Here is a 26,128-nt window from a genome sequence, read left to right as displayed (position 1 = left end):
TTTTTAATTATACAATAATTTATTTTACGGTTTCATGTATTATTTTATTCATTATTGTTCATTTACTTCTTTATTTAAGTTTTTTCACCTTATCGTTTTTTATACTATGATTAATATATAAAAAATAGTAAGTAAAAGCTATAAATTCTAATATATTATTTAAAAGATAGTAAGTAAAAGCTATAAATTCTAATATATTATTTAGAAAATAGTAAAGTAAAAGCTATATTCTAAATTTTTATATATTTTTAATTAGGAGTTTGATTATGGTAGAATATAAAGTTGCATTTTTAGGTCCTCAGGGAACATTTTCCCATGAAGCAGCATCATTAGTTTCAGATAATTTAGTTTCTTATTGTTCAATACAATCAGTAATGGCTGCTGTTGAAAGTGGCGAATGTGTACAGGGTATTGTTCCAATTGAAAATTCTATTGAAGGTCCAGTAAATTTAACTTTAGATTCATTAATTCATAATTTTGATTTAAAGATTAAAAATGAAATTGTTATTCCAATTAACCATAATTTATTAGCTGCTAGGGATATGAGTGTAGATGAGGTAGAAAATGTTTATTCCCACTCACAAGCTCTTGGGCAATGTCAGCCTTATTTGGAAAGGCATGGTATAACTGCTCATTATACTTTAAGTACTGCAGCAGCTGCTAAAAGAGTTGCAGAAACAGGGCAAGATGCAGCTATAGGTACTTTAAAAGCTGCTGAATTGTATAATTTAAAAGTCATTGATACAAATATTCAAGAAAATTTTAATAATGAAACCCGTTTCGTTGTTTTAGATAGTAATGACTCACCTATCACCGGTAAAGATAAGACTTCCATTTCTTTTTCATTATTTGAAGATAAGCCAGGTGGCCTTTATGAGATTTTATCACTATTTGCTAAAAATGATATTAACTTAACAAAAATTGAGTCACGCCCTTCTAAAGAAGGTTTAGGTCATTATATTTTCTTTATAGATTTAGAAGGTCATAGATTGGATGATGATATAAGTCTCATTTTAAAAGATTTAGAGCGTAATACTTCATTTTTTAAGATTTTAGGATCATATCCTATTTTTAGAGATGATTTATTCAAATAATTTTATCTATTTTTTAATCTCTTTTTAGAGTTAATTTTCATTTTTTATTTATTTTAATTTACAAACATAATTTTTTAGATTTTAATTATATTTATAAAATATAAACTTTATATATTAAACTAGTATAAATAATATTATTAAAAAGAATTTATAAAAATATTTTAATTTTACTAGTTTATGATTTTATACTATTTTAATTTTATTAGTTTATAATTTTATACTATTTTCTATGATTGATTATAGGAGGAGAAGTATGAATCCAGATATGAAAAAACTTATGCAGATTTTAAAAAATCTTGAAAGAGATTATGAAGCTGGTTTGATTTCTGAAGAAAAATACATCTATTTATCTGACCAGTATAAGCATAAGATTAAAACTATTGAAGTTAGTGATAGAATTCGTGCAATGCAAGGAAAAGAAGAAACTCACTCTTCATTAAATTCTAAATATAATGATAGTTCTGATAAAAATCGTGAAGAAAAAGAACAATTAGTTCGTAAATATATTCATAACCCTGAGTCTTATACTGTATCAAGTAAAACAAAAGAATCTTCTAGTACTAGTTCATGGTTTATTGCTTTAGCAGTTGTATTTTTACTTGTCGCTTTTGGTGCAGGTATTATCTTTGGAATGTCTAGTATTGGCTTAGAGGGAGATGTTACTAATATGTTAACTGGCAGTGCAACTATTAATGATACTGCATTCCCAGAGGTTAAAATAAATAAGTCACTTAGTTTCAATTATACAAAATCTTACTCTAATACTACTAAATATGGTTCTTCTTCAGATGATGATTCTAGTTCTAATTCTAGTAGGCCTTCTTCAGATGAGGATTCAGGTTCTTCTGGTTCTTCTTCTGGTTCTTCTGGTGGTGGTAGTTCTAGTGGCGGTTCTTCTTCAGATAGCGGCTCTTCTGGTTCTTCTTCTGGTTCTTCTGGTGGTGGTAGTTCTAGTGGTGGTTCTTCTTCAGATAGTGGCTCTTCTGGTTCTTCTGGTGGTGGTAGTTCTAGTGGTGGCTCTTCTTCTGGCGGAGGTTCTGATGAATAAATTTATTAATGGTTCTACCATTATTTTTTTGGAGATATAATATGAAAAAGATTATTGGTATTGGATTAGTGTTAATTCTATTGATTGTAAGCATTTCCTTTTTTATAAATAATCCTATAAGCTCTAATGAGGATGTAGATATTTCACAGCAATCAGTAGAGTTTTCTGAAAATGGTATATCATTATCAATGCCTGGTGATTGGGTTTCTGCAAATTCAAATTCTAATGAAACAGTTTTAGCAATAGCAGATTCTAACTCAAAAGATTCTTCAGGTTTTAATAGCATTAATGTAAATATTGAAAAGAAATCTAACTCTAAATCTTTACAATCTGAATTCCAGTCTAACTACAATACTTTAGCACGTAATTCTGATTTTAATATTTTATACATGGGTAATGTTTCTTTTAATGGTGAAGCAGCTATGGAGGCAGATTATACTTCTGTATCTAATAATGTATCAAAACAACATAAAGCTATTTGGATTAAAAAAGGTTCTGATATTTATGTTATTTTATGTACTGCACCACAATCTGAATTTGATGATAAGATAGGCACTTTTGATTTTATTATTAATAGCATTAAGTTATAACTGCTTTATTATTTAGTAGGTTTAGTTATAATGATGATTTGATGCTTAATAATATTGTAATTTATTGATGTGATTATATGGAAATTGTTTTATGTGTTACTGGTAGTATTGCAGCTACTGAAACTATTAAACTAGCAAGGGAATTTAGAAGACAAGGACATAGGGTTAAAGCCTTTATGACTGAAGAAGCATCTAAAATTATTCATCCTAATGCTTTAGAGTTTGCTACTGGTCAAGAAGTTGTTTTAAACTTAAGTGGAAAAATTGAGCATGTAAAGTATTCTCAAGTTGATTTGATTTTAGTTGCTCCAGCTACTGCAAATATTATAAGCAAATTTGCATATAAAATTTCTGATAATCCAGTAAGTACTCTATTAATTACTGCTTATGGTCATGATACACCTATTGTTTTTGTACCTTCTATGCATGATTCTATGTATGATGCAGTTAGTGAAAATGTTCTTAAGTTAAAAAGGGAAGGTATAAAATTTGTAAATCCTCGTATAGATGAAGGTAAAGCTAAATTTCCAGCTATTGAAGATATTGTTCTTGAATCAATCAGAGCTGTTAATTTAGATAAAGTTGAAAAGGGAATTGCAGATGAGGATTTATTGAGTATAGCTAATAAAAATATATTGATTAGTTTAGGTGGGACTTTTGAAGAAATTGATCCTATAAGAGGTATTTCTAATAGGTCTTCTGGAAAAATGGGTTTAGAATTAGCTAAAGAAGCTTTTATTAGAGGAGCTAACCTAACAATTTTAGCTGCACATCATGAAGTTTCTATTCCAAAGGTTTTTAATGTTATTGGTGCTGAATCAAGTAGCCTTATGAATGAAAAAATTGATGAATTAATTCCTAATTTTGATATATTTATAGCTACTGCTGCTGTTTCAGATTTTACTCCAATTAATAAGGAAGATTTTAAAATATCTTCATCATATAACTTATCTTTAGAATTTGAACCACTTGCTAAGATAATTAAAAGAATTAAAAAGATTAATGAAGATATATTTTTAGTTGGATTTAAAGCAGAGTATAATATTTCAGAAGAAAAGATGATTGATTGTGCTAAAATTCAAATGCAAGAGGTAGGGACTGATTTAGTTGTGGCAAATGATGTTTCTAATAGGGGATGTGAGTTTGGTTCTGAAACTAATGAGGTTATTCTTGTAAGTGATGAAATTAAGAAAGTTTCCCTAAATTCTAAAAAAGAGATTGCTAGATCGATCTTTGATGAAATTTCTACTAAAATTTAATTAATTTTTTAATATTTTTTTTTATTGGCTTTTTTTAATATTTTTTATTAAAAGTTTCTTATTTTTTCCTTATTTTTCTATACAAATTTTAAAATTTCAAGTTTTGTTAATTTATTAGTTTTTTATGGTTTGCTATTGAATGAAAATCAAAAAAAGTATTACTTTTATATAAAAATTAGCAGTTCTTTCTTATTTTTGAAATTAAGGAATAATGATTAATATTCGATTAAAACTTATTAAAAATTTATTAAAAAATAGTTAAAAATAGTCTATTGATAAAAAAAGTCCAATCCTCTAAGCTAGTTAATTATGGAGTGTTTTTATGAGTGAATTAACTTAGAGGATATTTTTATGAACTCTTTTTTTATTGCATTAGCAATTATATATTTATTATATTCTTATATAAAAAGCTTTCAGTAGTAATACTTTTTTGAGATTGTTTGTATTTTATACAAGTTTTTATTTTTTCTTAAAATTAGTAAAAATTATAGTAAACTATTTTAAGATTCTATCTGTTTATTACATTAGTTTTATTTCTATTTTTTAGTAAATTTTAATCAATTTTTTTATAAAAAATTTATTGTATATAATTATTTTAAGGGGCTATTTTAAGATAAAAGTAATACTAATAAAAAACAATTATTTAGAGCTTTAAATACTTATTTTTTAATTGAAATTATTTAAAAATCTATTATAAAAAACGTATTTTCTATTTTTTTAATAATTTATTATTTTCACTGATTATATAAAATTTTCATAAAAATTAGTTTATATTTTATAGTTTTGCTACGGTTAAGGAGCTTTTAGATTAAAATAGCAGTTGTTTATGGTTTTTGAAAATATTTTTTATTTAAAAATGAACATATATTCTTTTAGAAAGATTTTTCAACAAGAAAAGCTATATGGTCTTTTTCATAAGGTTCTAATTTAATCTTTTCCAAAATAGAATAACCATTTTCTTTTATTTTTTTTGCTTCATCTTTGAATATTTTTTTAGGTTTTTGAATGACATCAATACTTCTTGCCTTTATTGTAATAAGGCCTTGCCCATCTTCCTTTAGGAATAGGTTCATATTGTTCATAAAGAGCTCACTTTGCTTCTCTTGTGCCACATCACAATAAACTAAGTCTACCTTTTCAACTTTATTTAAGTAATATTTTGGTTTAGTAGCATCAGCAAGTATTGGTGCAATATTATTTCGCCTTTGGGATAATCTAACTAGTTTTTTTGCACTAACTGGTGAGAATTCTACAGCATAGATTAAACCATCATCGCATAGGTCTGAAATGTGAGAAACTGTTGTTCCTGTAGATGCACCTAAGTATAGAACTTTAGAATCATTATTTAAATTAAAATCTTTTAATCCATTTAATAATGCAGCAGCTAATTTAGATCTTCTAGGGTTCCAAATACGATACTCATTTACACTTTCTAAATTCTTTTCTGTTGATTCTCTCTCTTTAATAAGTTTTTCATCATAAACCCTAATACCTGGAGTTAAATTCTTAGTAGCTATTTCACCATCTTTATAGAATATATTCATTTTTTCACTCTTTTAAGAATTATACTTATTTATTTATATTTTTATCTATTTTTATCATTTTTTTATTCTTTTTATTTTCTTATTTTCTTCTTTTTTCTATTTTTCTTATTTTCTTATTTTCTTCTTTTTCTATTTTTCTTATTCTTTTTATTTCCTTTGTATTTTTTAGGTTTTACCTTTCCCTTGCCTTTTTCGTTTCTTCTTTCTTTGGCTCTTTTTTGGCTTGTTTTTTTAGGGAAAGGATTTTCTTTTTCAATTTCTTCTAATTTTTTCAAGTAGTCTTCTGCAATACTTGAATCATATTCTCCACTAAAAACATCTTTTCTAACTGCAAATGTGATTTTTAAAGCTAAATTTCTAGCTATCTTTCCTCTATTCCACCATTTTGCACCACGTACACTAGGGTGTTGGAATATTAAGCCGTGTTTTGGCGGGCGTTCTCCAGTTTTTAAATGTCTAAATATTGCCTTTTCAGCACCCATTATTTGGATAACACTTGCAGGATAAGTAGCTAATCTTTTTATACTTCCAATATGGGCAATTAATTTTGCACCTAATGTAGCACCTAATAAATCTCTTAAATTAGGGGCAATTTCTTCCATTTTAGAATCGATATAAATTTCAAGTTCTTTTCTTGAATTTTGAAGTGAATAAATAGATTCTGCAAAGCTTTTTAACATTAATAAGTCGTATTCCTCAATGTCTGCTCCACTACTATACTCTACATCATCTTTAAATTGATCCTTAAAGCTTTCTATTATATCCTCTCTATCTTCACTTTCAGCTATTAATTTGATATAAGTTTCATTATTGGTTATTGTATCCATTTCTGGGAAATAAATAGTGTACCAGTCACGAATACGTTCAACTAATTTGCTAATTGATTCATCAACATCATCTACAGAGTTTATTGCCTGTATTAAAAGTTTATCTTCTTCCTGTGATGATTTTTTAATTTGCTCAATAGCTAATCTTTCATAAGTTTGAATAATATATTCTTTATTATAGCCAAATCTAATTTTTTCTAAAACATCATATAAATTATTTCTTAAGTATTCCCCACCTTTATTAGGTGTTTTAATTTCAATATCTTCAAAGTTTTTAAGTTCTTTATATTGAAATCTTCTTTTAGTAGTTTCTATAATAATTTTATTTTCACCAAGAGAATCCAATTCTAATTCATTTATTAATTCAATTTCTTCTTCTAAAATCTCATTTTCTTCTATTTTAATAAGATTTGAAACTATTTCATCTTCTTTAAATAATTTGTATTTAGCTATTTGAAAATTTTCATCAAATGCAATAAATCCTGCAATACATTGTGTTATATAAAATTCCATAATCTTATCTTTAATTTTTATTTCTAATATATTTTACATTTAATAGGGAGTTGGCGGAGGTGTTTTTCTATTTATTTGGTAATTTTTTCTCAGTTTTTTAAAATTTTTAGTTAATTTAAAATTTTTAGCTGAAAATCAAATATTTTATATCTTATAGTTTTCATATATTAAAGTAGTATAGAGTTTTATAATCTAAGAATGTAGAAATTTTTAGTTATTGAATTAGAATAATTAGAAAATTTCTTAAATAATTAAGTTAATTTATCAAGTTTATATGTTTTTATGGGAGGTTATTCATGTTAAAAACTCAATTATGCGGTATTAAATTAAAAAATCCATTAATGCTTGCTGCAGGAGTATTAGGAAGTCATGCATCTTCTCTTAATTGGATTTTAAAATCCGGTGCTGGTGCTGTTGTATCTAAATCATTTTCAAAAGAACCAAACGATGGTTATAGAAATCCGACTACTGTTGCTGTAGAAGGAGGTATAATCAATGCAATTGGACTTTCAAGTCCAGGGGTAGAAGCTTTTATTGATGAGTTAGAATCAGTTAATCGTATAATAGGTAAATCAATTGCTTCTATTTATGGTGCAAACCCTGAAGAGTTTGCATATGTTGCAGGAAAAGTAGAAGATTTAGTTGATATTATAGAATTAAATGTATCTTGCCCTCATGCTATGGAAGGTTATGGTGCATCTATTGGTCAAAATCCAGAATTAACTCGTAATGTTGTAAAAGCAGTTAAAGAAGCTGTTGATATTCCAATCCTTGCAAAATTAACTCCAAATGTAACAGATATTTTAGAAATTGCAGTTGCAGCTGAAGAAGGAGGGGCAGATGGTTTAACTTTAATTAATTCTTTAGGTCCAGGTATGAAAATTGATATAGTAACTGGAAATCCAATACTTGCTAATAAATTTGGTGGAATGAGTGGACCTGCAATTAAACCTATAGCAGTTCGTTGTGTTTATGATGTATATGAGGGAACTGAGATTCCAATTGTTGGTGTTGGCGGAATACGTAATTATACAGATGTTATAGAATTTTTATATGCTGGTGCAAGTGCCGTTCAAATTGGAACTTCTATAATGTATGAAGGCCCTGAAATATTTGGAAGAATTACAAGTGATTTAGAAGACTTTATAGAAGAAAGTGAATTTAATTCAATTAGTGATATGGTAGGTTTTGCTCATAAAGAATAACTAGGGCTTTAAATTTTAATATAGTTTTTTGCTATGGGATTGTATATTGTTTCGTGTTTTGTATAAGGTTTTGGTGATAAAATGAATGTACCTCAAGTTATAGAGATAAAAAAGATTATAGAGGAAACCCCTACAATTAAAACTTTTATTTTTGATTGGACTATGGTTGGTGAAAATATTCCATATCCTGGTCAATTTATTATGGTATGGAATTTTAATGACGAAAAACCAATGTCTATTTCTTATATTGATGTTGCTAAAGGAGAACTTGGTATAACTGTTAAAAAAGTAGGGAAATTTAGTGAAAATTTACATTCACTAAAAGAAGGTGAGAAATTAGGTCTTAGAGGACCTTATGGAAATGGTTTTGACACTGATTTAAGGGATATAAGGGTTTTAGCTATTGGCGGAGGAGTTGGCATGGCTCCTATAGCTTTTTTCACTGAAGAAGCTTTAAAAAATAAAGCCCAAGTAGATGTTGTTTGTGCTGCACAAACAAAGTCAGAATTATTATTTGATAAACGTTTAGAAGCAAGAGGAGCTAATGTTTACACTTGTACTGATGATGGATCTTGTGGCTTTAAAGGTTTTGCAACTCATAGGGTTCTTGAATTAATTGAACATAAAGAATATGATTGGGCTGTTGTTTGTGGTCCTGAAGTTATGATGAGGCCATTATATGGTAGCTTAGAAACTCATATGATTGATGGGGAATACTCTATGGAACGTTATATGAAATGTGCTATTGGTGTTTGTGGACACTGTTGTGTTGACAATACTGGTTGGAGAATATGTGCAGAGGGACCTGTTTTCTCATCTGACCAGATTTCTGAAATTGTTGAGTTTGGAAAATACCATAGAACTGCATCTGGCTTAAGAGAATATTTCTAAATTTATGAAATAATGTTTATAAAATTATTAAGTGATAAAATATTATTTAATTTCATTTATTTGTGGAAAAGTCATAATTATTAAGTGATAAAATATTATTTAATTTCATTTATTGTAGAAAAAATCATAATTATTTAACTGATAAAATGTTTAATCTTAGTGAAAATAAATATAGTTTACATATATTTATTATAATTATCTTGTTGGTACTTTCATTTTTTACTATTGCTCCAGTTTTAAATATGATATTGCTAGGTGCAATGATAGCTTATGGTATTAGACCAGTTGCTGGTAGAATACAGTATAAATTAAAATATCCTTCAATATCCATTATTTTAGCAATGATCGTTGTAGTTATTCCCTTAATTTTATTATTCGGATATATATTTTGGGAAATTTCTAACTTTGCTACAATGTTTCTTGCTTCAAATACTGCTACAAGTGGAAGTGATTTAACTTTAGAACAGGGGATTACAAATCTTGTTCAAAGTTTACCAGTTGATGCACAATTAACTGCACAAAACTTTTTAAATTCATTATCTTCATATTTACAAGAAGGTTTATCCTATTTATTAAGATCTATTGTAAATTTAGTTAAAAGCTTTTCCAATGTTATAATACAATTATTTGTATTATTCTGTTCAATTTATTACTTTGCTAAGGATGGAGACAGTTTTTGGGATTATTTATTTGCATTTATTCCAGATACTCACAAAGAATTCTTTGATAAAACTATTGATGAGATTGCTAATGTTTTAAAAAGTATTTTTTATGGCCACTTTTTAACTGCTGTAATTATTGGAATTATGGGAGGTGTTGGCTATGCCCTTTTAGGATATAAATTTGCATTATTATTGGGTGTTATTACTGGAGTGCTTCAATTAATTCCTATTTTTGGGCCATGGCCAGTTTACTGGACTTTAGCAGCTTATGACGTTTTTGTAACTGGAAACATCCTTCAAGCAGTTCTTACAATACTTTGGGGATTTGTACTTAGTTTAAGTGATATGTACATACGTCCAGCTTTAGCAGGTAAATATGCAGATATTCATTCTTTAATCCTTTTAGTAGGATTTATGGCAGGTCCTTATGTTTTTGGAATAGTTGGTTTTATTTTAGGGCCTTTAATTTTAGGAATAACTTATGCAGTTATTAAATCTCTTAAAGAAGAGCTGGAAAATCTTAAATTAGAAAGTGATTAAATAGTTTAATGTAGTAAATAACAACTTAGATTTAAAATTGTATATAAATATTTATTAGGTTGATAGGATGGTAAAAAGAAACATTGTTCTTTTAGATATTGATTATATTACTTATGAAGAAAAACCAGTTATGCGCTTATTTGGTAAAGTAAAAGGAGAAAATTCTAATGATTTAATTGCTTTAGATGACTCTTTTGTTCCTTATTTGTATATTTTACCTTCTGGTAATATTGATAAATCTATTAAAGATTTAGAAGAACTTAAGAGAAATGGAAATTTAGAATTTACTAAACTTGAAAAGGTAATTAAAAAAGATTTTCAAGTTCCAACTGAATTTATTAAAATTAGTTTCACCCATCCTCAAGATGTTCCAAAATACAGGGATATTATTTGGGATTTAGATTCTGTAAAACAATTGAGAGAACATGATATTCCTTTTTATAGACGCTATTTGATAGATAATGCATTAGTTCCTATGGCTGAATTAGAATTGGAAGGAGAACTTATAGATTCTTTTGAAACAATAAACTCTAACAATGACTCTCTTGAAATTTTTAAACTCTCTGAGCCTCCTAAAACTGCAAACACGGACTTTCAACAATTTAGGATGATGAGTTTTGATTTGGAAGTTAGAAACCCTCATGGTATGCCTAATCCTGAGGAAGATGAAATCATTATGATTGGTATCGACAGCAATGTGGGAATTAGGAAAGTAATATCTACTAAAGGAGATGAATTTTCTAACGATTCTGAAATGTGTTTTATAGAAAAGGTTGATTCTGAGAAGGAAATGATTGAATCATTTATTAAAACTGTAAAGGAAAATAATATCGATATTATTATTGGTTATAACTCTGATTTATTTGACTTTCCATATCTTAAAGACAGAGCAAAAATATGGGGTATTGATTTAGATTTAGGTCTAGATGGATCTAATATTAAATTTATAAGAAGAGGATTTAATAATGCAGCTACATTTAAAGGTCTTTTACATGTTGATTTGTATTTAGTTATGAGAAGATACATGTCTCTTGATAGGTATACTTTAGAAAGAGTTTACTTTGAGTTCTTTGGAGAAGAAAAGATAGATGTTCCAGGAGATAGAATTTATGAATTCTGGGACAATGGCGGTAATGAACTTAAAAATTTATTTAAATATTCTCTAGATGATGTAGTATCTACTTTAAAAATAGCTCAAGAAACTTTACCATTAAACTTAGAGTTAACTCGTATAGTGGGACAACCTTTTGTTGATGTAACTCGTATGGCAACAGGCCAGCAAGCAGAATGGTATTTAGTTAGAAAGGCTTATGAAGTAGATGAAGTGGTTCCAAATAAACCGAATATGACTATGAAAAATATTAAAGAGAGAGGAAGCAATGTTGGAGGTTATGTTAAAGAACCTGAAATTGGCCTACATGAAAATTTAGTACAATTCGATTTTAAAAGCCTGTACCCTACCTTGATTATTTCAAAAAATATCTCTCCAGATGTTTTAGTAAAAGAAAATAACTCTCACAATACTAAATTTGAAGATTTTGAAACAGGTTATGATGATATAGATAATATTAAAGAGGAAGAGTTATCTTCAGATATGGATAATGATGAAGATTATTATATCTCACCAGAACACTTTTTTAAATTTAAAAAAGAACCTCAAGGTTTTATTCCTTCTGCTTTAGAAGATATTTTAAATGAACGTTTTGCTGTTAAAAATAAAATGAAAGCAACAGATAATCCAGTTTTAAAAAAGAGTTTAAGTGTTCAACAGCAAGCTTTAAAACGCTTAGCTAATACAATGTATGGAGTTTATGGATTTTTAAGATTCCGTTGGTATTCCTTTGAATGTGCTCAAGCTATTACAGCATGGGGGCGTCAACATATTAAAAAAGCTATGGAAGAAGCTGAAGCTTATGGTTTTAAGGTGATTTATGCAGATACTGATGGGTTCTATGCTAAATATCTTCCTGAAATGAAGAAAGAATAAAAGTTAAATCATAAAAATTTATTTCTATTAAATAACTAATATTTATATAATTAAATATTAAATTAAATAATTAAGTAATAAATTAAATATTAAATTAAATAATTAAACTAAAAGAGGAAGTGTAGTTATGGAAGAAGAATTTGCTTTAGCAGCATGTAGTGGAATGAGTCCAAATGGTTTAGTAGCAAGAGTTGCAGTTCATGACTTAGCTATTGATGATCATGAGATTGTATCTATTTGTATGGGTTCAACTTCAGCAGATGTTGAAGGTTTTACAAGAGTACTTAATAAGTATCCTATTTTAGCAATCAATGGTTGTGAAGGTAATTGTGTTGGTAAAATTTTAAAAGATAAAGGTGTAGATGTTATTGATGAACTTAATGTTGGAGACATTTTAGCTGAAACAGAATACAAAGCTAATGATGCTGCAAGATTAGATGATGAAGGGGAAATCTGTGTAAAAATAGTTAAAAATACTATTGAAAATAAGATTAATGAAATTGAGTTAGAATAATTTATTTAATTTATCTATTCATTGAGGTGATGTTATGATAAAACCAGATAAAATTCATGATAAGGGTTTATGGGATAAATTTGTAAAGGAATCAGAACATTATTTTGCAGTTTTAAATCCAGATACTAAAATTGCTTTCTTTGTTGGTGAAACTGATAAGAATTTTTTATTAATTGAAAGAAAAGAAGGAGTTATTAATTCTAAGTTTAATGTAAATAGTTCTATTAATATGATGGAAACTGATTTATTCTTTACAGTAGCTGAAGATGATGCATTAGAACTTTTAGATGATGCAAGTAAACTTTCAAGCTTAATTGAAGAAGGTAAGCTGGGAATATTTTGTTTAGTTGATGATGTTGTTATGGCTGAGAAAGGTCTTGATACATTATTAAATAATTTAGGATTTAAACCTTCCTGTGCAATCTAATTTTTTTATTTTTTAGTTTTCTTTAAAATTTATTTTTCTATTTTTCTATTTTTTAGTTTTATTTAAAATTTATTTTTCTATTTTTTCACATTTTCAAAATTTCATAATTTCAATTATTCATGTTTTCTATTTTTCATATTTGCACATATCCATAAAATTGTTTTTTCACTTTTTAACTATTTTGTCATTTTTCACTTCTGTGATGCATATACAATATTAGCAAGTATTATAATATTATTCATGCTTTTAGTATTTTGAAGATATGCTTAATTAATTTAATACTTTTTAATTAAAACTATATTTTAATGAGCTTTTATTATTAAAATTATAATGGATGTTCGTTGTTAAAATTTTAGAATTTTTTTATCAGCTTTTTATTTGCCAAATAGAAAAATAGCTGAAATTATTATATTAGAAAAAATTTGAATATTTAAAAAATTCATAAAATTCATAAATTGTTAGTATATGCTGAAATTATAAAGTTATAAAATTAGTAAACTTATAGAGTAAGTTAATGTAAAAAAAATATAAAAAATACTCAGCTAAAAAATAGTAAAAGTTAAAAATAGTAAAAAATAAAATAGAAAAAGTTTTAATCAAATTTTTTTTTAAAATTTGCTTAATCAGTTAAATAACTGTCTAAATCAATTTCTAAATTATCACAGATTTCTTTTAAGGTTTCGTATAGTTTTTCATCTATTGGCAATCCGTTTTTCTCATTTTCAGCAATTCTTTTAACTTCTAAATCCCCCGGTACAAATGTGTTTCCAGATTCTCTAACTTCTTTGACGAATTCTTCGACTTCTTCTTTAAATTTGTCTATTGAAACAAATTGTTCAGGATTAATTGCAATAAATAAATCTCCTTTATTACAATCTTCTTTATAATCTCCTGCAGTACCAGTTACTTTAGTACCAAATGCTGCATTTACAAGTGGCCCACACATAATTTCAATCATAAAGCTTAAAGCATATCCTTTCACTCCACCAAATGGAAGAATGGTACCTTCTAAAGCAGCTTCAGGATTAGTAGTTGGTTTTCCATCCTTATCAATGGCAGTATCTGGAGGAATTTCTTCCCCTTTTCTTTTAGCTTCTAATAATTTTCCTCTAGCACTTACAGAAGTTGCCATATCAACTGCAATATAAGTTTCAGAAGGGATTCCTATAGCTATAGGGTTTGTTCCAAGAATAGCTTTTTTACCACCTAAAGGTGCTACTCCAGGGTCAGTGTTACATATTACAATACCAATCATATCATTTCTAATAGCTAAATCAGAATAATATCCAGTTACTCCAAAGTGGTTAGAATTAAATGCACCTACTGCACCAATACCACTTTCTTTTGCTTTTTTAATTGCTAGACTCATAGCTTCATGTGCGACATATTGTCCAAAGAGATTTTTTCCATCGATTAAAGCAACAGAATCAGTTTCTTTAACAATTTCAAATTCACCCTCAGTTTCGATAAAACCCTTATTAATTCCTCTTATGTATTGTGGGAATCTACCGAGTCCATGTGAAGTGAAACCTTTTAAATCAGAGTCTAATGTTGCATCTGCAATTATTTTTGCATGTTCTTCTTTTACTCCGATTTTAATTAAAATTTCATTAACAAGTTCTCTTTCTTTTTCAACACTAATCTTCATATTTTCACTCCTATCAATGATTGGTATTTGTTGAAATAATTGTAATTTTTATTCATGTTTATAAAAATTATTTTTAATTGTAATTTTTATTTAATATATTTTTTTTAAAAATTATTCTTAATTAACAATTAATGTTTTTAAATTCATTTTTAAAATTATTATTAGAATTTATGTTTATTTTTTTATTTTCAATAGTCAATTACAGTTCCTTCAAAGGTTTTAACAGTTATTTTTTCTTCACTAGTAACTGTTCCTACCTTATAAGTTTCAATATTTTCATTTAATGCTTCTACAACTGCATCAGCTTCTTCAGGGCTTGCAATAACAGTAAATCCAATTCCCATATTGAAAACTTTATACATTTCTTCTAAAGGAACCCCTTGTTGGTATATTAATTTAAAAATGTCTTGTGGTTCTGGATAATCAGTTATATCAAATCCAATACCTTTTTTAAGTCTTGAAAGGTTATTTACTCCGCCACCAGTCATATGAGCTAAGCCTTTAATATTAAAGTCATGTTTTAATAATTCAACAATAGCTTTAACATATAATTGGGTGGGCTTTAATAATTCTTCACCGATGCTAATATCTGAATTTGGCATTTTATCATCTACAGTGTAACCGCCATCTTCAAATATTGCTTTTCTTGCTAAGCTTAAACCATTGCTGTGAATTCCACTACTTCTAAGTCCAATGAGAATATCTCCTTCTTGAATATCTTCACCTGTAATGATTTTATCTTTATCTACAAAACCAATTCCAGTTCCTGCTAAGTCAAAGTCTTTAACAATACCTGGAAGGGAAGCTGTTTCTCCACCAATAATTGCAATTTGAGATTCTTTTGCTCCTTGAACAAGACCGTCTGCAATTTCTTCAGCTATTTTTGGATCTGGTTCTTCAACTGCTAAGTAGTCTACTAATGCAATAGGTTCTGCACCTACACAAAGAATATCATTAACTACCATTGCAATCATATCAATTCCAACGGTATCATATTTTTCCATCATTTTTGCAACTAATATTTTACTTCCTACACCATCAGTGCTCATAGCAATAGCTTTATCACCAAGCTCTACTAATGCTGCAAAATGTCCACTATCAGTAATAATATTTCTGTATTCTAATGTTGGCTGTAATTTTGAAGCTAATTTTGAAACAGTTAATGCTTCAAGATCGATATCTACACCAGATTCTGAATAAGTAACCATAAAATTCACCTAATAATAATTTTTAATTTAAGATTTATTTTTATCAAAGGATATGATAAATAACATTCTAATATTTGTTTTAGCTATTATTTATATTATATTAAATATTTTTTAATAATTAATGGAATTTAATTAATTAAGATAAGTATTAGTTATCTAATACTTCTTTAATTAAATATTTTAATAATTAATATTTTTTAATAACTAATATTTTTTAAGAATTAATATTTTTTAATAATTAAAATTTAAATAGTTAATTATTGAAGTCTAGTTGCTTCAAGGATAAGTGGAGTTTTAGTTTCCACTTTATAACTTCTGTGAATACTTGATGCTAAATCAACAGTTTTATATGGGTCTCCGTGACAAGTAATGATTTTATCCGGCCTTGGATGTAATCTTTTTGCAAATTCCATTAGTTGTCTTCTATTAGAGTGACCACTAAATCCTTCAATGGTTTTAACTTCCATTTTAACATCATAAACTCTTGTTTTTCCATTTTCATCTTCAAATGGCAATTCCTTATGCCCTTTTTGGATTCTTCTACCAAGAGATCCTTCAGATTGGTATCCTACAAAGACGATGGTATTTCTTTTATCTTCACATAACCATTTAAAGTACTCTACGGAGTTTCCTCCAGTTAACATACCAGAGGTTGAAAGTATGATTGAAGGTTCACCTTCTACGATTTGTTTTCTTTCAGCATTGTTTTGAACTTTGTTAAAGGATTCTGCAATAAATGGATTTCTACCCATATGGAAAATTTGGTCTCTTAAATCTTTACTTAAATATTCGGGCCTTGCAGTATGAACTGCAGTTGCTTCCCAAATCATACCATCAAGATGTATTGGCACTTCTTCAATCATTCCATGACGCATATATTCTTCAAGTACAATCATTAATTCTTGTGCTCTTCCTACAGCAAATACAGGAACTAATATTTTCCCTCCACGTTTTAGGGTTTTATAAATGGTTTTCATTAATTCTTTTTCTGCATTGTTTCTTGAAGGGGTTACATCTTCATGTCCACCATAAGTACTTTCCATAATACAGCTTTCCACTCTTGGGAACTTTGTAGTTGCAGGTTCAAGGAGTCTACTTCTTTCATATTTAAAGTCTCCAGTATAAAGTAAGTTATGCACTCCATCACCTATGTGGAAGTGGCACATTGCAGACCCAAGAATATGTCCTGCATTATGTAAGGTTAGTTTAATATCTGGTGAAATATCAGTTACTTCACCGTAATCAAGAGTAATAGTGTGTTTAATCATTTTCTGTACATGTTTTACATTAAATGGAAGGGGATTGTTTTCTCTATGTGCAATATCAATATAATCTAATTGTAATAAAGTCATTAAATCTCTAGTTGCACTAGTACAGTAAACTGGTCCTTCGTATCCATAGTGGTATAGGTAAGGAATAAACCCACAGTGGTCTAAGTGAGCATGAGACACTACAACTGCATCTAAATCCTGAATTGAAAATTCGGGAACTCCAAGCATTGGGAATGAACTTTTTTCATCCTGTCCTGCTACATTCACTCCACAATCAAGCAATACTCTACTATTTGGAGTTTGTAATAACATACAAGAACGCCCTACTTCTTTAAATCCACCCATAGCAGTTAATCTTGTCCATTCATTAGGATATTTTCCGCCTTGATGGATTCTTGCACCTAATGTTTGTAAGATCTTTTTTCTTTCTTTACTGTTGTACATTAAAGTATTTCTGATTCTATCAATTATTTCAGATCTTATTGGGGGAGTTCTTAAAATCTTTGGAGCCCATCCTGTTTTTCTAACGATTTCTCTAGAGGTAACTCCATATTTTCCAATTACAAGTCCCGGTTTAGTAGCTTCTATAACTACTTCATTTGTAACTTCATCAAAAGTAATATTTGCAATTTCAGCATCTTCAGGAACTATTTCTTCTACTTTTTTAATAGCATCATCATAATCTAATAAAACTGATTTATCTGATCTAATTATGATTCTTTTTCTAAGTTCTTTAGCTAAATTTCTAATTAGATCTCCATTGTCTGCTACAATGTCTGGGTTTTTTGTATAAATGACAACCTCAGGGCCTTCAAATTCAATATTTGCTAATTGAACTTCAGCAGGTAGTTTTTTTGTAATTTTTTCTTTAATTTCTTCTAAAACATTTGAAGCCATATTATCACTTCGAAAAATAGACGTATAAAAGTAGTATATGAATATAAAATCAATATTTTTCTAATTTTAATTATTTGTAATATTTTTTATAAGAATATTATTTTTAGCTAATATTTTTTATAAGAGTATTATTTTTAGAAAAATATTCGTTAAGCAAATTTTGGTTAATTTTTAAATAAGCCATTTATAAGAAATAATCCTGAATATAACTAGATAAATTAGAGGATTATTAAAATAAAATATAAGAATATTGATTTAATCTACGAATTTATCAATATTCTTTTAATTAAATAAACAGCTATTGTGTCATAAAGAAGATGTTTACTTAATTTGCATATACTATTTATACTGTAATATGTAAAATTAGTTGTAAAATAAAAGTTAAAAAATAATTAGTTTATATATTTTTTAGCTATTAATTTTTTCAATAATAGATTCAACTTCTTCTTTTTCTAACATTTTGTATCCATCTTTAGTAACTTCACTTACTAAAAAACCATTTCCAGAGTAGGTATCTCTTTCTGTAGCTGATTTAATAGCTCTAAGAGCTAATTCTTTTGCTTCTTCTACAGTGATATCTTCATGGAATCTGTCTTCAAGAACACCATATGCAAATGTAGAACCAGAACCAGTAGAAATAAAGGTATCTTTAATCATACCTCCTGCTGCATCTAAAGAATAGATAGATGCACCACTGTCATCTACTCCTCCGATAAGAGTTTGTACATATGCTGGTGATGAGTGTAATATGTTAGAACTTACAGCTGCAGCTGCTTCGATACTAATATCTTTACCATTTCTTAATCTGTATAATGCAGTTTCAGCACTAATGATTTTCATTAAACTTTGTGCATCTGCAACAGATCCTGCAATGGTTGCTGCAATATGATTATCAATTTTGAATATTTTTTCAGCTACTTTGTGAGCAACAAGGTTTCCCATACTTGCTCTTCTTTCGCTTGCAAATATAACACCGTCTTTACAAGTAATACCTACTGTGGTTGTACCTTCAAAAGTGTTTTTATTAGTCATATTAATACACCTCGTATAATAATGTAAAATTAAATTTAAAGTATAAAATAATCTTAAATAATAAAAAATAATCTTAAAAATATAATATAAACTTTAATATAATATTAATAATGATTGTAATTATTATTAATTAAAATTAGAAATTGTTAGGTCTATAAGCTATATTAAATTCATAAAATTAATTTTAGTATTTGTAACAATATAACTATGACTTCCTAACTTACTCTTATTATGTTACACATTATATATAATAGTTTCGTTATTTTTAATAATTTTTAATTAATTTATATCATTTTGAATATTTTTTTAATTTTTTATAATTTTTTATTTAACTAATTTTAAAGCATTTTTTTATAAAAGATTAATTAAGTTTTAATTTTTAATTCTACTACGATTTTTTTATTTTTTTTTAAAACTACCTAATTTAAATCAATATTTTTATTAAATAAAAGAATATTGATTTTAATAACTTTAATTTATTTTAATGTATTTACTTTTATTATAAACTTTGTATTATTTAAATCTTTTTAAATTAGTTTAATATTTTCCATTGATAGTTTATTTTCTTAAGTTTTTTGGAATATTTTAATAAATTTCTTCTAATTATTTTATAAAAAATAGTATGATATTAATTTTTAGATTTTTTATAGTTATTTTATAAAAAATATTATATTTTATTAAAATAAATTATATTCATTGAATTTAATAATAGAATATTTTTATTCATTTTCTTTGGTGATTATTTGAAATGGAAGAAAATTGGAGATATTTTAATAGTTGATAATAAGTTTAGTGATGATTCTGAATATGGTTTAGAAGCTATTGCTTTAAAGCATAAAGTTAAATCAATTATTAAAATTGATAAGATTGAAGGTAAAAAAAGAGAACCCACTATAAGTCTTTTATATGGTCAAGAAACAGAAACCATTCATAAAGAAAATGGATGTTTATTTAATTTAGACTTATCTAAAGTAATGTGGGCTAAAGGAAATAATAATGAAAGATTAAGAATAGCTAAATTAGTCCAAAAAGATGAACTTGTCCTTGATATGTTTGCTGGAATTGGTTATTTTTCTATTCCTATTGGTGTTCATAGCCAAGCTAAGCAGATTTATTCAATTGAAATAAATCCAAACTCTTTCTATTTCTTAAAAAATAATATTGAACTAAATAAAATAAATAAAAAAGCAAAATACGATAGAATGATTCCAATCTTAGGAGATTGCGCTATAGAAGCACCTAAATATTCTGCAGATAGAATAATAATGGGATATGTTAAAACAACCCATAAATTTTTAAAGCCAGCTATGGAATGTGTTAGAGATGGAGGAATAATTCATTATCATGAAACTGTTCCCGAAAAACTTATAGAATCACGTCCATATGAGAGAGTAAAAAAACTAGCATATGAATGTGGTGAAAGAGAAGTAGAAGTTTTAAACATTCAACACATTAAAAAATACTCTCCAGGAGTAGACCATATTGTATTAGATGCTAAAATTCATTAGCTTAATGGCTTGTTTATTTTGAGCTTATTTATTTGTTAATTTTTTTTGAGTTTGCTTTGTTTTTTCTAGTAATTCTGGATTTTTAATATATTTTTCATTTATGTATTTTTCATAAATGGCTAATCTTTCTTTTAACTGGTATCCTGCATCGTTAGTTAGCTTTTCAAGTTTTTCCAGGGTTGGCCATGGTGAAGATGGATTAACATAATCTTCACTTAAAGGTGAAACTCCACCCCAATCGTCAGTGCCACAAAGTAAGAATATTTGGCTTGTTTCATAGTTCAAATTAGGTGGGACCTGAACTGAAACACCCTCATCAAAAAGTAACTGTGCAGCTGCTACAGTTCTAAGCATATCTAAAAGACTTGGTTCTTCATAATTTTCCATTTCTATTCCAGGGCTTACAGTAAAGTTTTGTATAATTACCTCTTGAATATGTCCATATTTATCACAAAGTTCTTTAATTGCAAGTAAAGAATCAGCTATTTCTTCTTTAGTTTCACCAATTCCAATTAATATTCCAGTAGTGTATGCAATATTAAGTTTTCCAGCATTTTTTATAGTTTCAAGACGTAATTTAGGATTTTTTCCAGGACTTTTTTCATGAGCAATTGTCCTTGTCAATCTCTCAGATGAACTTTCTAACATCATTCCCATAGAGATATTGTATTCTTTAAGCATCTTCATATCTTCATATGAAAAGTTTCCAGCATTTGTATGGGGCAGTAAACTTGTCTCTTCAGCAGTGCTTTTACAGATGTCATAAATGTAGTCAGCCATGGTTTTAAAGCCTAATTTATCTAATTTAACCTTTACAGCCTCTTCAGTATCTGCATCTTCACCCATTGTAAACAATGCTTCTTTACAACCATATTTTTCAGCTTCTTTTAAGATTTCTAAAACTTCTTCTTTGTCTTTTAGAATAATTGCATCAGGATCATCAGGGTTTTGTTTAAATGCACAGTATCCACAATCATTTCTACATATTTTTGTTAGCGGTATAAATACATTTTTTGAATATGTAACATAATTATGTTCTCTTTTAGAGTTAGCCAAACTCATTATTTTTAGAATATCTTCTTTTTCACATTCTAAAATGCTTATTAAGTCCTCACGACTTAAGTTTTCAAAATCAATATTGGATAAATTAGACATTTTACACCTGATTTAGAGCTTTTTATCGCTAATTAATTGTCAGTATCTCCTCTTTCAGATACAGTTACTTCAACATATAATGGGCCAAATCCAGATTTATCCTTCCAAATAGCTACAAAAGCACCTGCATGGGACATTAAAAAGAGTTTATAATATACAGTTAATCCCATAGCTTCTAATTGGTCTTTCATCCTTAATAATCCCCCACTATCTGGCGCTGTATCAACAGCTACATCTTCTCGCATATATGAATCTACTTTTTCTACAAAGTTTTTTCCAGAATCTGATAAAACATCAACTTCTCTTGCATCAAGAATGTCTTTAAGTTCTGCTAATTTATCTTCCATCTCATCTAATTCAATTTTATCATGGCTTATTCCTCTTACAATAAGAATATGTTCTGAATGATATGCTGGTCTTGAACCTTTAAATGCATTAAAATGCCCTATAACTTGTCCTGTAATTTTTGGTAATATCTCTGACATAAAATCACTTAAATTATTTTCTAAATTAAATATTTTTTATTTATATTTGGTAAAAATTATATAGTTATTTTTAATTTAGATAGTATATAAATTTTACAAAATACCCTATTTAAAAATATTTTGTTTAATTTTTCAAAGTTAGCATAAATAATGAATAATAAACTTTAATTAGTAATTTACTTAGTAGTAATAGAAAGTAAGATTTATTCATTCTACTAATTTTTTATTAAATTATTTAATGGGATATTTTTTAGTTTTTTATTAAATTATTTAATGGGATATTTTTTAGTTTTTTATAAAATTAAAATAGGAAATATTTTTATTAGTGATAGGTGCAAGAGCATTTCTCATTGTTATCCAAGCCCAGTTTTATGGTAGTAACCTATAATGGTGATATTGTAAATGTTCATTTAGATGCCATATCATTGAAGATGGTCTATAATAGTTTTAAAATGCTCTTACAAAAAACATATAAACACTATTGGGTAATATAAATAAACATCAAATAAATATTATCTATGTGGTTATTATGAATGATTTTGAAAATCAAAAGTTTTGTCAATCTTGTGCAATGCCATTAACAGATGAACTTCTTGGAACTAATGTTGATGGATCTAAAAATGAAGATTATTGTATTTACTGCTTTAAAGATGGGGAATTTACTTCCGATATGTCTATGGAAGAAATGATGAATTTCTGCATAGATAAAATGGTGGAAGTTCATCCAGAAATCAATAAAGAAGAAGCTTCTAAAATGATGAGTGAAGTATTCCCTAATTTGAAAAGATGGTCAAATGATTAATTTTTATTAATTTAATTTTATTCTTTTTTTAATATTTTTTCATAATTTTAAATAATTTAATTATTTACTTTTTTTTAATATTTTTTCATAAATTTAAATTAACTTAATTATTTACTTTTTTTCCAATTATAAAAATATATTAATAAATTTTATCTAAATTTTTAAAATCTATTTTTAAATTATTTCTTCATTAAAAAGGGATTATAATTTTACCTAATTTTCTATAAGATTATTATGATAATTTTAAACCTTATATTAGCTAGGTCTATTATTTTAATTTAAAAAGAGATTAATAAACCTTATATTAGCTAGGTCTATTATTTTAATTTAAAAAGAGATTAATAAACCTTATATTAGCTAGCTCTATTAAATTTAAAAATAGATCGTTTTTATTTTTAAAAAATAAGCAAATAAGCAATATTTGCATCTGTTTAAAAAGAAAAAATAAAAGTTTATAATTGTTCTTTCTTTAAATAAATTTTTAATTATAAATTAAGCTCTTCTTTTAAGGAACCTAAAGTAGAAACTTTTTCTGCAAAAGCATTGTGTCTATGAATACTTTCTTGATTTTCTTGTCTTGTAGTAATTAAAGTATCATTAGGTAAATGTGAAAATTCTTTAACTATTTTTTCATTCATTGTTCTAACACAATCTTCTACAAATACAGGATTTTGGTGAGCATTCATTACAACTGCATTCTCATCAGGACGCTTTAAAAGTTCACAAACAGGGGAACTCATAGATGATTCAATGATTTCAATAATTTTTTCACCATCGATGTATTCATTTTCTGGAACTTCTATTAAAACAGTTCCTATTCCTCTTTGGTTATGGGAAGCAAAAGTTACAGTATCTAATACTTTTTCACAAGTTTCTTCATCTAAAAATTTTAGTAAGTTGCTTTTATCTACTTCTCTTACAGATTCTTGTGCACAAGGGCATACAGTCATTCCAATAACTTCAGCACCAATACATTTTCTAATAGAAATAGATTCATCATCTTCACGGATACCAACTGCATTAGCAATTAATTTACCCATTTCTTGGGATTTATTGTCAGTTACTGGAGATTCTTTCATAAACATGTAATCGCTTGTCATTCTTACTTCAACACGTTTAGCATATTCATGTTTTTCAAGCATCTTATTAACAATATCTGCACAAAGTGATTCAACACTTGCAGAAGCAAGTGTTGCAACTTCATCAACAACTTCACTGATAGCTTCAGGAGTTCTAGACATATGTGTACCTTTTTGAGTACTTGGTAAATCTACAAAAGCATCAAAAGTAGGTAATAATATGATTGGTCTTTTTTCTTTTCTTTTAAGAGTTAAAAGTTTTTTGACACCAGTAACACCTACTCTACTTAAGTGAATAGGTATACGTGGTTCATCATCTTGTGTGTCTGGGAGACAAACTACCATTTTTGTTTACCTTCTTTATAGTTGATTAAAATAATTATTCTAAAGATTAATAAATATTTTTTTAAATTATTAAAAATCCATATTTATTTTTAAAATACCTTTTCCATAATTACAATAATATAATTGTGTGTTTATATATTTTTTTGTTTAAATCTTTAATATAATTTTCTATAAAGAGCTCTTCACAGCAATTCTATTTTATGGTTTTGTTTAGAAAAATTCCCTAAAAAATATTACATTTTTTTAATTTTTTATTAATAATTTAATAATTTTCTATTTTTCTTATTTTTATTTTCCCTTAATATATTATAACTAATATATTGTAATTACAAAAGCATTTGGTATTTAAGAAAAATAATATTTTAAATTCTAAAAAAATAGGGTATTTATATATTTAAAGGGGTTTAAAAAGAGTATTTTATAAAAAAGGAATATTAATAATAATTAAAATAATTTTATAGCTATAAAAAAAGGGGTTTAACTATAAAATATATTTAATTACTATTAGTTTTAAATTTAGAATCTACTTAGATATTAGAGGATATTTGCAGATCCAATATCTTCTTTTACAACATTAAGTACTGTTTGGGTTATAGTTTTTTCAATACACCCAGATTTAAGTAATTCCTTAAGGAAAGAATCTAATTCATCAGTATCTTTAAATTTTGCAATTACAATAGCATCGTATTGTCCAGTTACATCGTAAAGGCCTACGACATTTTTATTTTCTGAGATTTTTTGTTCCCAATTTTCTAATTCCTGACCTTTTACATTAACACCAATAATACTTGTAAGTGTATAACCTAATTTTTTATGACTTAATATTGGTGAGAATTTTTCAATTACACCAGATTTAATCATTTTATCAATACGATTGTGTACAGTACCTACAGAAATCCCTAAATTACGGGATATTTGCCTATATGAAATTCTAACATCATCATTGATGATTTTTAGAATTTTAATATCAGTTTCGTCTAATTTAATTATATCTTCATTCTTTTTTGCACACATAATTTCACTTTCTGAGTTTTATGTTTTTAATTATTCTAGAAAACATATTCTGATTTAAATATTTAGATATATTTTTTTTATTATATATAATAATTGATTATTCTAGAAAATATATTTTAACTTAAATATATTTTTTTTATTATATATAATAGTTGATTATTCTAGAAAATATATTTTAACTTAAATATATTTTTTTTATTATATATAATAGTTGATTATTCTAGAAAATATATTTTATTTTAAATATTTAAATATATTTTTTTAAATTATCTAGAATAATTAATAACGTGTTTATTACATCAATAATTTTGTTAATTTTTATATATAAATTTTTATATAAATTTTTTTATTTACCTCATTAAGATTATTTTTATCTATATTTTGATTAATTTTATTTAATAATTTAAATATTGGGGTATATTTTTGAAATAAATTTTATTTAATATAGTTTATTAATAACTTAATTTAATAATTTAATAGTTTTTTAATATCTTATTTAATACATAATAAATTACAAAATAAATAGCTAAAAATTATCTTAGATTAAATTTAAGATATGCTAAAATTTTAACTAAATCTTACT

General features: G+C 26.6%; 22 protein-coding genes. 12 read left to right on the top strand and 10 right to left on the bottom strand.

The features are described 5' to 3' along the window. Window positions 1–266: 266 nt before the first annotated feature. The 4 genes from pheA (at window position 267) to coaBC (ending at window position 3,991) form a co-directional block, all read left to right on the top strand. The gene (gene pheA, locus BM020_RS00525) at window positions 267–1,094 is read left to right on the top strand and encodes a prephenate dehydratase (RefSeq protein WP_067147848.1); all 828 of its coding nucleotides are present in this window, start codon (window positions 267–269) and stop codon (window positions 1,092–1,094) included. Between the two features lie 253 nt (window positions 1,095–1,347). Then, window positions 1,348–2,142: a hypothetical protein gene (locus tag BM020_RS09690; protein WP_067147845.1), complete on the top strand. Its 795-nt coding sequence runs from the start codon at window positions 1,348–1,350 to the stop codon at window positions 2,140–2,142. Window positions 2,143–2,183: 41 nt separating this feature from the next. After that, a complete protein-coding gene (locus tag BM020_RS00515; protein ID WP_067147842.1) occupies window positions 2,184–2,732 on the top strand; it encodes a PsbP-related protein in 549 nt (182 codons plus the stop codon). 77 nt (window positions 2,733–2,809) lie between these two features. Continuing rightward, window positions 2,810–3,991, top strand: a complete 1,182-nt coding sequence (gene coaBC / locus BM020_RS00510; protein WP_067147839.1) for a bifunctional phosphopantothenoylcysteine decarboxylase/phosphopantothenate--cysteine ligase CoaBC — start codon at window positions 2,810–2,812, stop codon at window positions 3,989–3,991. Between the two features lie 872 nt (window positions 3,992–4,863). Here the strand turns inward: coaBC and BM020_RS00505 are convergent. Both BM020_RS00505 and BM020_RS00500 read right to left on the bottom strand, forming a co-directional pair. Next, window positions 4,864–5,535 (bottom strand): fibrillarin-like rRNA/tRNA 2'-O-methyltransferase, encoded by a 672-nt coding sequence (locus BM020_RS00505; RefSeq protein WP_067147836.1) that lies wholly within the window; start codon window positions 5,533–5,535, stop codon window positions 4,864–4,866. Window positions 5,536–5,648: 113 nt separating this feature from the next. Continuing rightward, entirely contained in the window at window positions 5,649–6,875 is a 1,227-nt protein-coding gene (locus BM020_RS00500) for an NOP5/NOP56 family protein (protein ID WP_074797852.1), read from the bottom strand. A gap of 296 nt (window positions 6,876–7,171) precedes the next feature. On the opposite strand from BM020_RS00500, the gene BM020_RS00495 reads away from it, so the two are divergent. From BM020_RS00495 to BM020_RS00470, 6 genes are all read left to right on the top strand, one after another. Then, window positions 7,172–8,080: a dihydroorotate dehydrogenase gene (locus BM020_RS00495; RefSeq protein WP_067147829.1), complete on the top strand. Its 909-nt coding sequence runs from the start codon at window positions 7,172–7,174 to the stop codon at window positions 8,078–8,080. Window positions 8,081–8,161: 81 nt separating this feature from the next. Continuing rightward, complete coding sequence (locus BM020_RS00490) at window positions 8,162–8,971, top strand: dihydroorotate dehydrogenase electron transfer subunit (RefSeq protein WP_067147826.1); 810 nt, start codon at window positions 8,162–8,164, stop codon at window positions 8,969–8,971. A gap of 146 nt (window positions 8,972–9,117) precedes the next feature. Beyond that, on the top strand, window positions 9,118–10,173 hold the full coding sequence (locus BM020_RS00485) for an AI-2E family transporter (RefSeq protein ID WP_074797847.1): 1,056 nt from the start codon (window positions 9,118–9,120) through the stop codon (window positions 10,171–10,173). Between the two features lie 67 nt (window positions 10,174–10,240). Beyond that, window positions 10,241–12,160: a DNA-directed DNA polymerase gene (locus BM020_RS00480; RefSeq protein WP_074797843.1), complete on the top strand. Its 1,920-nt coding sequence runs from the start codon at window positions 10,241–10,243 to the stop codon at window positions 12,158–12,160. 127 nt (window positions 12,161–12,287) lie between these two features. Beyond that, window positions 12,288–12,674 carry a putative zinc-binding protein gene (locus BM020_RS00475; RefSeq protein ID WP_067147816.1) on the top strand — a complete coding sequence of 129 codons (387 nt, stop codon included), beginning with the start codon at window positions 12,288–12,290 and terminating at the stop codon, window positions 12,672–12,674. Window positions 12,675–12,708: 34 nt separating this feature from the next. Continuing rightward, on the top strand, window positions 12,709–13,101 hold the full coding sequence (locus BM020_RS00470; RefSeq protein WP_074797840.1) for a hypothetical protein: 393 nt from the start codon (window positions 12,709–12,711) through the stop codon (window positions 13,099–13,101). 619 nt (window positions 13,102–13,720) lie between these two features. Here the strand turns inward: BM020_RS00470 and comC are convergent. From comC to psmB, 4 genes are all read right to left on the bottom strand, one after another. Beyond that, the gene (gene comC / locus BM020_RS00465) at window positions 13,721–14,749 is read right to left on the bottom strand and encodes an L-sulfolactate dehydrogenase (RefSeq protein ID WP_074797838.1); all 1,029 of its coding nucleotides are present in this window, start codon (window positions 14,747–14,749) and stop codon (window positions 13,721–13,723) included. Between the two features lie 188 nt (window positions 14,750–14,937). Next, window positions 14,938–15,957 (bottom strand): phosphoribosylformylglycinamidine cyclo-ligase, encoded by a 1,020-nt coding sequence (gene purM, locus BM020_RS00460; RefSeq protein WP_067147807.1) that lies wholly within the window; start codon window positions 15,955–15,957, stop codon window positions 14,938–14,940. Window positions 15,958–16,214: 257 nt separating this feature from the next. Beyond that, window positions 16,215–18,125 carry a beta-CASP ribonuclease aCPSF1 gene (locus BM020_RS00455; RefSeq protein WP_067147804.1) on the bottom strand — a complete coding sequence of 637 codons (1,911 nt, stop codon included), beginning with the start codon at window positions 18,123–18,125 and terminating at the stop codon, window positions 16,215–16,217. Window positions 18,126–18,533: 408 nt separating this feature from the next. Continuing rightward, window positions 18,534–19,157, bottom strand: a complete 624-nt coding sequence (psmB, locus tag BM020_RS00450; RefSeq protein WP_067147802.1) for an archaeal proteasome endopeptidase complex subunit beta — start codon at window positions 19,155–19,157, stop codon at window positions 18,534–18,536. 743 nt (window positions 19,158–19,900) lie between these two features. Between psmB and BM020_RS00445 the strand changes: the two genes are divergently transcribed. After that, entirely contained in the window at window positions 19,901–20,665 is a 765-nt protein-coding gene (locus tag BM020_RS00445) for a class I SAM-dependent methyltransferase (protein WP_067147799.1), read from the top strand. Between the two features lie 24 nt (window positions 20,666–20,689). On the opposite strand, the gene cofG is transcribed toward BM020_RS00445, so the two are convergent. Together cofG and BM020_RS00435 are read right to left on the bottom strand one after the other, a co-directional pair. Beyond that, window positions 20,690–21,820, bottom strand: coding sequence for a 7,8-didemethyl-8-hydroxy-5-deazariboflavin synthase subunit CofG (gene cofG, locus BM020_RS00440; protein ID WP_074797834.1), 1,131 nt, complete (start codon window positions 21,818–21,820; stop codon window positions 20,690–20,692). Window positions 21,821–21,852: 32 nt separating this feature from the next. Further along, the gene (locus BM020_RS00435) at window positions 21,853–22,305 is read right to left on the bottom strand and encodes a DUF2120 domain-containing protein (protein ID WP_067147790.1); all 453 of its coding nucleotides are present in this window, start codon (window positions 22,303–22,305) and stop codon (window positions 21,853–21,855) included. Window positions 22,306–22,834: 529 nt separating this feature from the next. Here BM020_RS00435 and BM020_RS00430 point away from each other — a divergent pair. After that, entirely contained in the window at window positions 22,835–23,107 is a 273-nt protein-coding gene (locus BM020_RS00430) for a zinc ribbon domain-containing protein (protein WP_067147787.1), read from the top strand. Between the two features lie 485 nt (window positions 23,108–23,592). On the opposite strand, the gene mptA is transcribed toward BM020_RS00430, so the two are convergent. Together mptA and BM020_RS00420 are read right to left on the bottom strand one after the other, a co-directional pair. Then, entirely contained in the window at window positions 23,593–24,531 is a 939-nt protein-coding gene (gene mptA / locus BM020_RS00425) for a GTP cyclohydrolase MptA (protein ID WP_067147785.1), read from the bottom strand. Between the two features lie 534 nt (window positions 24,532–25,065). After that, complete coding sequence (locus tag BM020_RS00420) at window positions 25,066–25,545, bottom strand: Lrp/AsnC family transcriptional regulator (RefSeq protein WP_067147782.1); 480 nt, start codon at window positions 25,543–25,545, stop codon at window positions 25,066–25,068. Window positions 25,546–26,128 lie beyond the last annotated feature (583 nt).

The organism is Methanobrevibacter olleyae (assembly GCF_900114585.1).
In the GTDB taxonomy this organism is placed as follows: Archaea; Methanobacteriota; Methanobacteria; order Methanobacteriales; family Methanobacteriaceae; genus Methanobrevibacter; species Methanobrevibacter olleyae.
This window is presented reverse-complemented; position numbering and strand designations above follow the sequence as displayed.